The organism is Qipengyuania sp. NPDC077410, from assembly GCF_044543405.1.
GTDB lineage: Bacteria > Pseudomonadota > Alphaproteobacteria > Sphingomonadales > Sphingomonadaceae > Qipengyuania > Qipengyuania pacifica.
This window is the reverse complement of the sequence record NZ_JBITWB010000005.1, coordinates 54,390-66,679: the sequence shown is the minus strand read 5'-3', so window position 1 is coordinate 66,679 and position 12,290 is coordinate 54,390. Positions and strand designations below refer to the sequence as shown.

The following is a 12,290-nucleotide window of genomic DNA, read 5'->3' as shown; positions in this document are numbered from 1 at the left end:
AGGAAAGGCTTATCTTCGCGCTCTACTGATCGATTAAGAACTTCCCGCCAGCATCCCTTCGCTGAGCACGGACAGGTAGGTTTTTATCGCCTCCGCTCGATCCTCGAAACGCGATGCCCAGCGGCGCGCCTCATAGGCGCCGTTGAGTGTCGACATGATGATCTGGCTGGCCACCAGCGGATCGATCGCCCTGACGGAGCCGTCTTCGAAGCCATCGATCAGGAAGCCCGCGAAGCGCCGGGCCAGACGGTTCGAGCGCATCACCACGTCCGTCTTGTGATCGCTATCCAGCGCCTGAAGCGCAGTCGTTCGCAGCAGCGGCATGGGATCGAAGAATTGAAGGTCCATCAATTCGTTGAGGACACTGCACAGCTTCGTCCAATATGTTCCGGGCACCTCGTGACCGGCCATCTGAACCTTCGACAGGCGGTCATAGCTGCGCTGGAAGCAATCCATCACCAGATCGTCCTTCGCATCGTGATGATGGTAGAAACTGCCCTTTGTCACGTTCAGCGCTTCGGCAATCCTGTTGACCGATGCCCCGCGATACCCGCGCTCGTTGATCATCAGCGTTGCAACGCGCAGAAATTCATCGTTTTGCGATGGCGCGGCATCTCCATCGCTGCGCCAGCCGCCATCGGGTAGCGAAGACGGTGCCCATTCGCCTTTGCTAGCCGGAATGCCGTTGCAGAGGATTTCGACAATCTTCTGTTCGACGCGCGGGAAGTCGAGCACGGAATATCGCCGCGACCAGACGGGCCACCACAGCATCGCCTCGATCAGGATGTGCGAACGCGCGGAATAGAGTGCCCGTTCGGCTTCCGTAGCCGGGTCATCGAAGAACATCCTGACATCCTGCACGACATCGCGATATTTCTGGAGGAGTTCGTCCTGCTGTTCCTGATCGAGCGAGCGGATTTCCGACAAGGCCGCGATGAGACCGTGTTCCCCGCGGCGGATGCGGTCCCGAAGCTGCACGTGGAGCTTCACGAACTTGGCGATCCGCTCTCGCGGCGTAGCCTCCGCCAGTGCCTCTTCTGCCGTCGCCTTCATCAAGGCGATGGTTTCGGCATAAACCGCAACGATCAGCTGGTCCTTGCGCGGAAAATAATAGGTAACGCTGGTCGCGTTGAGCCCGATTGCCCGCGCAACCTTGGTCAGGGTGGTCGCCTGGACGCCGGTTTCGTTGATGAGCACAGATGCCGCGTGAACGATCGCGCTGCGTTTTTCGCCAAACTTCTTCGTCACATCGGGCTTCTTTGCCATCCAATTCCCCACCCCAACCGCTTACAGCAGGTACCGCTGCCCGTCCAATGGGGCAGGCGCGGCAATCCTCAGCGAATGTTACCTATGTCTCGAAGAAGCTTGAGAGTTCCTTTTTGAGTATCTTTCCGTTCGCGTTGCGAGGCAGCGTGTCAGGCGTGAACGCGATCCTGACCGGGACTTTGAACTTGGCGAGGCGTTCTGCCACCCACTCCTGCAATTCGGCCTCGCTCGCCTGCATTCCCGGCGCTAGGTGGACGACGGCCGCCGGCTCTTCGCCGAGTTGCTGATGCGGCAAGCCGATCAGGGCCGCGTCGGTCACGGCCGGGTGGTCGTAGAGCACATTCTCCACTTCTGATGAGTAGATGTTCTCGCCTCCGCGGATGATCATGTCCTTCGCGCGGTCTGCGATGTAGCACCAGCCTTCTTCGTCGAGGCGGGCAAGGTCGCCGGTCTTCACCCAACCGTCGACGAAGGTTTCGGCGGTGGCTTCGGGATTGTTCCAATAGCCTTTGACCACCATCGGCCCCCGGGCCCACAATTCGCCGATTTCGCCTGTCGGCAGTTCGCGGGAGCCGTCTTCGCTCATGATCTTCAGATCGGCCACTGCTACCGGCGGGCCGCAACTGTCCGGACGGTTGAGATAGTCTTCCGACGAATGGCCGGTCACCGTGGCCATTGTCTCGGTCATGCCCCAGCCATTGCCGGGCAAGGCTCCGAATACTTCCCGGATCTTGCGAACCAGTTCAGGCGCGGCGGGCGCCCCGCCATAGGCGATCGCCTCGATACTCGAGAGGTCGTAATTCTTGCGTTCGGGATGTTCCAGCAATTGCCATGCGATTGTCGGCACACCGCCAGTCGAACTGACTTTCTCGCGTTCGATTATCTTGAACGCTTCGACCGGATCCCACTTGTACATGTAGACCATCGTATTGCCCGCAGCGATATTGCCCATCAGCCCGGCAGAACATGCGGTGACGTGGAACAGCGGAATGACGGTCAGACCGGTCTTTGGCTGCGGTTCGGGCAATGGCTCGCCGCGCCTCAGAACCGCGCAACCGGCATTGTAACCGCTCGACAGGATATTGGTGCAAAGGTTGCGATGCGTACCCAGTGCTCCCTTGGGCCGCCCCGTCGTGCCGCTGGTGTAAAAAATGGTCGCATCGTCTTCAGGCAGGATGTCGACGTCCGGGAGGGTCGTTTCTGGCAGGGAAGCGTATTGCTTGGGTGTCCCGATCACGGATTCCAGCGTGTCGGCCCCGTTCAGTGGGTGTTCGGCACGCGTAACAAACGTATGATTGACACAGGAAAAGTCGTTCCGCCGGTCCTTCAGGCGGTCCCAGCGCTCTTCATCGCACACAAGCAGCTTGGTACCGGAGTTGGAAAGGCCGAAAGCCAGTTCATCACCGGTCCACCAGGCATTCAGTGGCACGCAGATCGCGCCGATCGTTACGGCAGCAAAGAAAACCACCGGCCATTCCGGCAGGTTGCGCATCGCCAGCGCAACCCGATCGCCCTTCTTCACGCCCCTCGCCTGGAATTCGTGCGCCAATCTTGCGACAGCACGAAACCAGGCATCGTATGTCATGCGCTCGTCTTCATAGATGACGAATTCGCGCGCACCATGCGACTGTCCAAGTAGAGCTATCGCGCGCAGATTGGGCGGCGCGTTCTTCCATGTGCGAAGCCGTACGCCGCGGATGTCGACCTCCTCCATTTCGAAGCGCATGCCCGGCGCAGTAAGGATCGCCTTGCATTCCGCCCTGCTGCGTGCCGGCCAGTTTGCCGGTGGAACCCAGCCGATCGCCGACGCGAGGTCCTGCTTTGCTTCCGTCGCCATCACAGCACCTCGAACAGGCCGGCTGCGCCCATGCCGCCGCCGACGCACATCGTCACAACAACATATTTGACGCCCCGCCGTTTGCCTTCGATCAGCGCATGGCCGACACAGCGTGCGCCGGTCATGCCGAACGGATGGCCAATCGAGATCGACCCGCCATTCACATTGAGCCGATCGTCCGGAATGCCGAGCTTGTCGCGGCAGTAGAGCACCTGCACGGCGAAGGCCTCGTTAAGCTCCCACAGGCCGATATCCTCGATCGATAGATCGAAGCGTTTCAGCAGCTTGGGGATCGCGAATACCGGGCCGATGCCCATCTCATCGGGTTTCGTGCCCGCCACTGCCATGCCGACATACCGCCCCATGGGTGTGAGCCCCCTCGCCTTGGCGACTTCCGCTTCCATCAGCACACTTGCAGCGGAACCGTCGGCCAGCTGGCTCGCATTGCCAGCCGTGATCGAATAGCCCTCGCCCATGACGGGGTCGAGCTTTGCCAATCCTTCGATGGTGGTATTGGGGCGGTTGCAATCGTCCATCGCAATGGTGACGTCCTGTTGCGACACCTCACCCGTTTCGCGGTCCTTCACGTCCATCGTAGTCGACACTTCGATGATCTCGTCGTTGAACTTGCCCGAAGTCTGCGCTGCGGCCGTCCGCTGTTGGGATTGCAGAGAATAGGCATCCTGATCCTCGCGCGAGATGCCATACCTTTTGGCAACCACTTCGGCAGTGCCGATCATTGGCATGAAAATATCCGGATGCATGCGCAGCAACTCTTCATCGCGCGCTGGCTTGGCGGTGTTGTTCCGTATGGCAGTGATCGATTCAATGCCGCCCGCAACGCAGACATCCATCCGATCCACGATGATCTGCTTTGCTGCAGTAGCAATTGCCATCAGGCCGCTGGAGCATTGGCGATCGATCGTCATACCCGCGACATCGACCGGAAGGCCCGCGCGAAGGGCAATCTGGCGTCCGATATTGAACCCCTGCGCCCCACCCTGGCTGGCCGCTCCCATGACTACGTCTTCGATCTCGTCGCCATTGATCCCCGCGCGCGCGACTGCGGCCTCCACGCTCCAGGCACCGAGCTGGACCGGATGGGTTGCGTTGAAGGCACCGCGGATGGATTTTGCAAGAGGAGTACGTGCGGTAGACACAATGACAGCATCGCGCATTTTTCAGATTCCTTTCCCGTTATAGCCATGAGGCAATTTTCAAACGGGATAGCCGCATTTACCCGCCGGACGCAAGCGCACACCGCCAATGTCTAAAATATTGGTATGGGCTCTTTTGAACCAAGTGCCTGAGGCGCGATCTTAACGGTAGAATATGTGGTACGCATTGAAGTTTGAGCATTTGCTTAGGCACGATGGCCAACAGCCTGCCTTCCGGCTCTGCCAAATAAAAAGGGGCGGACAGCCTCAAGGCCACCCACCCCTTTCCGAATTTTCGCTTCTGGGAGAGAAGGATCAGAAGCGAACTTTTGTCCCAAGCCTGAATGTGCGTCCGATCGCAGATCCGATGAATGGATCGTATCCGTATTCCAGACGCGCGCCTGCGGGATCACGATCGAAGACGTTCTCGATGCCCCCGTTGAGCGTGACGTCGAGGCCGCCAAGGTCGAGTTCAACCGATGCGAGCAGATCGTGCTGCATGAAGCTGCCGATGCGACGGCCGAAGTTGGTGCCCCCGAACTCTGTGACAGCACAGGGATCGATCAGCGCACCCGTATCCCGGTTATAACAGCGGTTATCGTCGACACCGCTGATATAATTCACATTGTATGTCAGGGTGACCGGTTCGAAACCGAGCGAGGCGAAAGCGTTGCCGCGCCATTTCGAGACCGTCCCGGGGTCGCGGCCGTAATTGGCCCAGCCGGATGCCTCGTAACCGTTATCGAACTGCAATCCGTTGAACTCGAATGCGTCGAACTTGTATTCGAGCAGATAAGTCGCGTTCGCGCCGAAATTGAATACAACGTCACCGAAATACCGCTGATAGTTCAGCGTGAAATCCAGACCGCGGGTCGTCACATCGGGCCCATTGACCGTTTGCGTGCGAATCCGGGCGATATCCCGAGCAATGGTCACCCCCTGGGTGCACTGACCGCCCTGGAACGTGATATATTGAGTGAACGGGCTTGAGCAGTCGACCAACTGAGTGCCCGACGTACCGGGCGCGACCGCATTGGCAATCTGCTGGAACGGCAGATCGGCGAATTGGCCTTCGAACTCGTAAGTCCAGAAGTCGACGCTGAAAGTCAGGTCTCCAGCCGACAACACGGCTCCGATGTTATATGTGAGCGCTGTTTCCGGGTCGAGGTCCGGATTGCCGCCGGAATCGGTTGCGCGATATTCGTTATTGATCGCGTTGATACCGGTGACAAAGCTCGCTCCGGATGGGCTCAGATCGCCAGGCAACGGCCCACGGAAGGTCGTTCCGATAGAACCGCGGAATGCGAGAAAATCGGTTGCCTGCACCCTTGCGGAGAATTTTGGATTGATGGTCGATCCAACCGGATTGCCGTAATCTTCAAACCGCACCGCACCGACAAGTTCGATGTCGGGCGTGGGGTTGACCTTCACTTCCGCAAATAGCGCGTTGATCGATTGCGTCAGATTGGCGGACGGATAATTGCCCAGGAACGAGAATGCACCAACGGGCACCAGATTGTCCGTCGGATCATCGAGACAGCTGCGATCCCCGTCGACAGCGCAGGGATAGGCATCCGGGTCGCTGAAGCGATTGATCGGCTGCGAAACGAAGGTGCTCTGCCTGTGCTGGCCGCCGAATGCGTAACCGACATCCATACCGCCAATCTGGGTCTCGCCGCTTACGACGAGGTCAGCGGTCCAGAGTTCCTCGAACCCGTTGGTTCCGTTTCTCTGACGCACCCAGTTGATCAGTTCTTCGCTGTTTTCCGATCCGGGAACATAGGCTGGGTTATTCAAGCCAAGCGCAGCGTTCCCTGGCGACTGGCTGATAAAGGGGTTCCAATATTGGCAGCCGTTCGTACCCGGTGTGAGGGTGTTGCAGTTGGGCCCGCCGAGACCGTTGAGGGCCCGCTGCAGACGGTCGCTGACAAAGTCCATGGAATGGGCGGTTCGGTTGCTACGCAGGAACAACCCGTTGAGGTTGACCCGCATATTGTCGGACAGTTCCTTTTCGAAACCGCCCGAAATGCGCCAAGCATCGTTGAACGCGCCGCCTTCTCCGGCACCGCGTGGATCCAGCGGGTTGCCGCCCGATCCGAACGGGCGCCACAGCACGATTACCGAATAAGCAGATGCGAGATCCGGCAGCGAACCGGGGCCAAATGTCGTATCGATGAAATTCTGATAATTCGGATTGCTGCGCGGTACGATGAAACGTGAACTCGTGCCCGGCCCACGTGGACTCTGCGTTACCGGATAGCTTGGCGAATAACCGAGTTCAGGTAATTCGGTATGCGAATACAGAGCGTCTGCGCGGAAGCTCAGCGTGTCCGAAAGATCGACAGTAAGCTGTCCGAAGACCTGATACCGGTCTTCCTTCTCGATCAGGTTCACGAAGGGGATGTAGGAATACCGGCAGGTCTGGAAGGACGAAATCGGCACCTCGATACCGCCAAGACTGTTGCAGGCATCCAGCAAATTACCGTCGATCCCCGGCTGTGCCAGCGAAATTCCCGTTGCCGTCTGCGGCAGATACACGCCCGGATTGTTCAGCGGTGACCAGCCTGACGGGTTCACTTCATAGGGACGCTGCGTGAAATCGCGTTCGGTTGCTGGAAGTTCGGATCGGTGCTGATATCCGGCACCGACCATGATGTTGGCCGATCCGAAATTCTTTCCGACCAGAATGCTGGCCTGGTAATTATCGTCCGACCCGTCGACGAACTGCCAGTTTCCGGCAACTTCGACCCCTTCGAAATTGGTGCGGGTGATGAAATTGGCCACGCCCGCAATGGCGTCCGATCCATAGGTGGATGCGGCGCCATCCTTCAGTACTTCCACGCGCTGGAGGGCGAACATCGGGATGAGATTGGTATCCGCAGCACCATCGCCTGGTTCGGGGAAGAAGCGCTGCCCGTTCATCAGGACGAGTGTACGTTCACGGCCGAGGCTGCGCAGGTTGATCGAGCCGACGCCCTGGCTGCCGCCGGCGGCATACTGGTTCGAATCGCCGAGCACCGGACCGACCGAAGGCAGGGTCTTGATGAATTCGAGCGGACTGTCGATGCCCCGCTGGCTGAGTTCATCGACGCCGAAGACGTCGACCGGGAGAACACCTTCTTCGGACGTACCGCGGATGAAGGACCCGGTCACCACAATCGTGCTGGCGTCCTGCGTCGCGGCGGGCTGATCCGCCTCAGCCGGAGCCGCGGCATCCTGCGCGCTGACCACATTTGCTGCAAGCAAGGCCGGGACCGCCAGCGTCGTTCCCAAGAGGTATCGTGTCTTCCGATTCATCGTTCTCTCCCAATCGCTTTTTTGTTTGATCTTATTCTGTTTTTCCCGGTCCATCCGGCAATGCGCCTGCCGGAGCCATGCGGAGCCCGTCCGTTTCGATGAGGGCTGCCTGTTCGCCTTTTTCGTATGGCTCCCAGACGAAACCGTCGGCACATTCGAAGCTTTGCGCGTCGGCCGGCATCTTGATGAAGGCCACCCAGCAGCCGTTGACCTTCTTCGCCAGTGCGCGGTCGGCGGCGTCGGCCCGCTCCCCGCCCCAGCTCGACTGATCGATGGAATCGAATGCGAACATGAGCTCCGCCGAATGCACCGGGCCGTTGGTCCATTCCTGTGCGCGGAAGGCGGGCGTATGGTCGAAGCGGTACAGGAAGGCCGGCGCGCCCTCATCGCCTGCCAGTGTCGCAAAGCTGCGCGCAGCGCCAAAGCCGCCCTCGCCCCTGTTCGTCCCCACCAGCAGGGGCACATCGGTTTCTTCTCCCGCGCGCAAAGCATCGATCGCCGCTTTCGGCTTGAATTTCGCGTCGGGCGTGAAGAAGAAGCCGGCCCGCAGATCGTTGGACGCGGCAAAGGTCTGAGCAGAGACACTGCGCAGGTCCTCAGCGGTAGCATCCGCCCCGATGCCGATGCCAGCCAGGGCATCCACGGCCATTTCCTCCGCCTTTTCGCGCGGACGGTCAGGAAGCAGCAGGCTGCCCGATTCCACGATGGCCTTGTCGAACAGACCCTTGGCGGATGGCAGGGCGAGCAGATTGGTGACGATACCGCCACCTGCCGACTGCCCGGCAATCGTCACGCGGGAAGCATCGCCGCCGAACGCAGCGATGTTGTTCTTCACCCATTCGAGCGCCGCGACGCTGTCCTGAAGGGCATAATTACCCTGAGGCTCTTCCGGATGCTGGGCCGCAAGCGCCGGGTGAACGAAATTCGCCAGCGCGCCCAACCGGTAATTTACGCTCACGGTGATCACACCCTGCCGCGCATTCGCCGTCCCGTCATACGATCCAAGGCTGCCCGCACCCAGGAAGAAGGCCCCGCCGTGAAACCAGACCAGCACCGGCGCTCCGCTGGCATTCTCCGGCGCAGTGATCGTCAGATACAGGCAGTCCTCCGCCTGCGCGCCGTTGACCCCGCCGAAATTGGCGACGGTCGTGTCGAGATCGACAGGCTGCGTGCAGGCCGGTTCGTGCGCAGTGGCCGAACGTACGCCCGACCATGGCTTGACCGGCTGCGGCGGACGCCAGCGATATTCCCCGGTTGGCGGGCTGGCATAAGGCACGCCTCGAAAAACCAGTACGCCATTTTCGCGTGACCCCTGCAGGGCTCCGGCGGTCACATCGACAGTAACCGCATCGATCGGTTCGGGCATTTGCGCGCGAATTGCAGGTGCCTGGAATGCCGTTATCAGCATTACACCCACGAGCGCAGCCGGAGTCCCCCGCATGTCTCTCTCCCATTTCCTCACCATCTGCTTAGCGCGATATTTACGATCTAACAACAAAGATTTTAGAAGATCGGGTACGAAATGAAAACTGGCTGCTGAAACCACGGTCCCGGCGGTAGACAGACCGACCGGATCGGGCATATCTTTCCCTCATGGAAGTCACTCGCGCAGAGCTGTTCAACTCGGTCTGGTCGGAACCGTTGGGGAATGTGGCATCGCGTTACGGCCTGACCGGGAATGGGCTTGCGAAGATTTGCGATCGGCTGGCCATTCCGCGTCCGCCCAGATCACACTGGACCAGGAGCGTCGAAGCACGCGACGCCCAGCCCCCTTTGCCCCCGGCACCGCTTGGCCTGAGCGACACATTCGCTTTGGGGAGCCGCCAGCCTCGCCAGTCGCCCGGCACCCGCACGCGAATGTCTGCGGAAGCCCGGCGGCAGCAATTGCTCGATGCCGCTGGGGAGATCGCCGTTCGCAACGGAATATCGGCGGTCACCATGCGCTCGGTCGCCGGCAGCGTCGGGATCAGCGAAACCCAGGTTCACAACTGCTTTGGCGGACGGACGGATCTTCTGGCAGCCCTCGCGCGCCGGGAAATCGATGCGCAGGAAAGCCATCGACGCAGGAATATATCGCGCGGATCGTCGCATCACACCCGGGTGATGCTGTCGACGATCGGCTATCTCCATGAAGCCCATCGCCGCGGGCCGCTGATGCAGATGCTTCTGCATCTGCCGGAGGTGCGCGAAGCATTGAAGCACGAACGCGCCTCCAAGGGCGAAGCGGCTCGTGAGCCCATCCTGAAGCAACTCGTCGCGAGTGGCAGCATGGATCTTGCCAGCGCGAAGGCGTCAACGGCCGCCCTGACAGCGGTTTCGTTGAAGGCGGGTGGTATCGTCGCCAGTCGCCGGGCGCCTTTTGCGACGGTGGAAGCGATTTGCCTTCATATCGTCATGGCGGGCACCGAGAGCGACGAAAGGATAGCGTCCGGCGCCGGTTAGTGCGTCGGCCTCAGGGCGAAGGATTGCAGCGATGCCGCTATCAGTCGCTCGCAGGTCTGTGCGGCAGTTTCTTGATCGATCTCTCCACTGCGCACGAGACGGGCCAGCGCTTCCGGGATGGCCCCATTCAGCTCTATGAGGACGAATGCTTCGCGCGGCTCCAGTGCGAGCGCATGGCAGGTTTGAGTGGCCAATGAACGCGCCAGGCGCATGAACCGTTTGCGGCTTTCCTGTCCCAGCGGGCTATCCTGATTGCGTTCCCTCAGGATCAGCTGGAGCACCGGCCCTGCTTCCACCAGATAGTGAAAATATGCCAGATTGGCGCCGATCGCCCTGCGCTCGAAGGCCTCGCCATCATCACCTTGCAGGGGCAGGTGTTCTTCCAGCCGGCCAAGATGAACCTGGAAGATCGCATCGAGTATGGCGGGAACCCCGTCGTAATAGACGTACAGAAGGCTGCGGCTCACTCCGATACGGTCGGCAATATCATTTAGCGTCAGGCTGACCGATCGCGTTTCGAGCATGATTGCCTCGGCCACCTCCAGCACCTGACCGGCCCGATCGCCACCATCCTCGAATTCCGTCATGCGGAGGGTGTGAAACCAGCGGCCATCGAAGGCAAGGACCTTTCTCCAATCGCGCCGGAAATCCTTACTGGTTTGACTGTCAGGCGACCCTGGGGCACCCTCGTTGCTGAACAAGATGGGAGAAAACCGTGGCGCTGGATTTCACGAGAAGAGGTTTGATGAAGACCGGGTATGTTGCAGCCACGGTATTGGCGACCAAGGCATCGATTGTCAGCGCACAGTCCGACGAGGGCGAGAAAACGATGGAATCTCCCGGTGATAGTGGCTGGCAGGAAATCACGCCGGACCTGACGAACTACATTTCAGGCGCGGCGACACACACCGTTCCCGCGGCCATCCGGGAGCGCGCAAGACTGCACATTCTCGATACGCTGGCCTCGATCATTGCCTGCAATTCTCTGGAAGCGGCAACGCTGGGCCGCGCCTATGCCGCTGCAATGTCTCCCGATGGACAGAGCCCCATCCTCGGCTCGCGTCAGGCGGCTTCGCCCGTCGATGCAGTCTTTGCGTCCGCCATGACTGCGCACGCAGCAGAAATAAACGACTTCATTCCTTCCGCCTATGTGCAGCCGGGCCCGGCGATCGTACCTGTTTCGATCGAAGCAGCACGCGCAAACGGTCGAACCGGTTCGGATCTGGTCGGCGCGGTGATTGCCGGATACGAGATCGCCGGTCGCCTGCCCAAGGCTATCGGGACCCGCAATCTCTACCTTGCCGGGCTCGCCAATCATGGCATCGCGCCAACCTTTGCCGCAGCATCTGCCGCGGCAAGCCTGATGGCCCTGTCACCGGAACAGGTCGATCACATGCTCGCCTACTGCTCGCAGCAGGCGTCGGGCTCCTGGCAATGGCTGCTCGATGTTCGCCACATCGAAAAAGCCTTCGTTTTCGGCGGCATGGGAGCGCGTAACGGATTACAGGCCGCTTATATGGCGCAGCTAGGCTTTACCGGCGTGCCCGAAAGCTTCGACAATGAAAACGCATGGTTCCGCTGGCGCGCATTTCAGGGCGAAGGCAAGGACCATGCATCGCTGGTCGATGGTTTGCACGAACGGTACGAACTCTCGCTCGCAGCGATGAAACGCTATCCGGTGGGCGGCCCGACGCAGCCCGCCGTGCGCGCGCTGCTCGATTTACGCGAAACCATCGCTCCCGATCAGGTGGAAAAGATCGTGGTCGCCATGCCGGGTGAAGCGGCCACTTTCGAACGCGCGAACATGCCCGCGCTCAATATCCCCTATCTCGCTGCGATCATCATGATCGATGGCCGGCTCGATTTCGTGGACGCGCAGTCCCTGAGCAGGCAGGAAACGGACGAGCAGGCGAGAGCTTTTGCCCGCAAGGTAACCGTAGTCCGCGATGAAGCGCAGGAAATGGGCGAAGGCGAGGACCGGACGGAAAGCGCGCGCGTAACCGTCACCCTCAAGGATGGCAGAACGGAAGAACGTTATGTCGCTTATGTCCCCGGCTTCCCCACGCATCCCCTCGGCAAGGCGGAGGTAGAGGAAAAGGCCAACGAATTGATCGAGCCGGTGCTGGGCCGGTCGAAAGCAGATCGGCTGGTCGCTCTGTGCGACGGTCTCGACGATGCGCCGAGCATCGAACCGATCATCGATCTTATGCGCTTCGACGGAGATGCCGCCCGCAGTTGAGGCGGATTAAATAAAGGGGGCATCTTCCGATGCCCCCTGAATTCACATTCCA

General features: G+C 60.2%; 8 protein-coding genes. 2 read left to right on the top strand and 6 right to left on the bottom strand.

Going from position 1 to position 12,290, the window contains the following annotated elements:
* Positions 1-33: 33 nt before the first annotated feature.
* From ACIGGE_RS17205 to ACIGGE_RS17185, 5 genes are all read right to left on the bottom strand, one after another.
* Positions 34-1,266, bottom strand: a complete 1,233-nt coding sequence (locus ACIGGE_RS17205; protein WP_397491250.1) for a TetR/AcrR family transcriptional regulator — start codon at positions 1,264-1,266, stop codon at positions 34-36.
* 82 nt (positions 1,267-1,348) lie between these two features.
* Entirely contained in the window at positions 1,349-3,103 is a 1,755-nt protein-coding gene (locus ACIGGE_RS17200) for a class I adenylate-forming enzyme family protein (RefSeq protein WP_397491249.1), read from the bottom strand.
* Positions 3,103-4,281, bottom strand: a complete 1,179-nt coding sequence (locus tag ACIGGE_RS17195) for an acetyl-CoA C-acyltransferase (protein ID WP_397491248.1) — start codon at positions 4,279-4,281, stop codon at positions 3,103-3,105. Before ACIGGE_RS17195 ends, ACIGGE_RS17200 begins: the two co-directional genes overlap by 1 nt.
* A 294-nt stretch (positions 4,282-4,575) precedes the next feature.
* Positions 4,576-7,557 carry a TonB-dependent receptor domain-containing protein gene (locus tag ACIGGE_RS17190; RefSeq protein WP_397491247.1) on the bottom strand — a complete coding sequence of 994 codons (2,982 nt, stop codon included), beginning with the start codon at positions 7,555-7,557 and terminating at the stop codon, positions 4,576-4,578.
* Positions 7,558-7,588: 31 nt separating this feature from the next.
* On the bottom strand, positions 7,589-8,998 hold the full coding sequence (locus ACIGGE_RS17185; protein ID WP_397491246.1) for a carboxylesterase/lipase family protein: 1,410 nt from the start codon (positions 8,996-8,998) through the stop codon (positions 7,589-7,591).
* Positions 8,999-9,150: 152 nt separating this feature from the next.
* On the opposite strand from ACIGGE_RS17185, the gene ACIGGE_RS17180 reads away from it, so the two are divergent.
* A complete protein-coding gene (locus ACIGGE_RS17180; RefSeq protein WP_397491245.1) occupies positions 9,151-9,999 on the top strand; it encodes a TetR/AcrR family transcriptional regulator in 849 nt (282 codons plus the stop codon).
* On the opposite strand, the gene ACIGGE_RS17175 is transcribed toward ACIGGE_RS17180, so the two are convergent.
* Positions 9,996-10,586: a TetR/AcrR family transcriptional regulator gene (locus tag ACIGGE_RS17175; RefSeq protein WP_397491244.1), complete on the bottom strand. Its 591-nt coding sequence runs from the start codon at positions 10,584-10,586 to the stop codon at positions 9,996-9,998. The two genes, ACIGGE_RS17180 and ACIGGE_RS17175, sit on opposite strands and share 4 nt — an antisense overlap.
* Before the next feature lie 158 nt (positions 10,587-10,744).
* On the opposite strand from ACIGGE_RS17175, the gene ACIGGE_RS17170 reads away from it, so the two are divergent.
* Positions 10,745-12,238: an MmgE/PrpD family protein gene (locus ACIGGE_RS17170; protein WP_397491243.1), complete on the top strand. Its 1,494-nt coding sequence runs from the start codon at positions 10,745-10,747 to the stop codon at positions 12,236-12,238.
* Positions 12,239-12,290 lie beyond the last annotated feature (52 nt).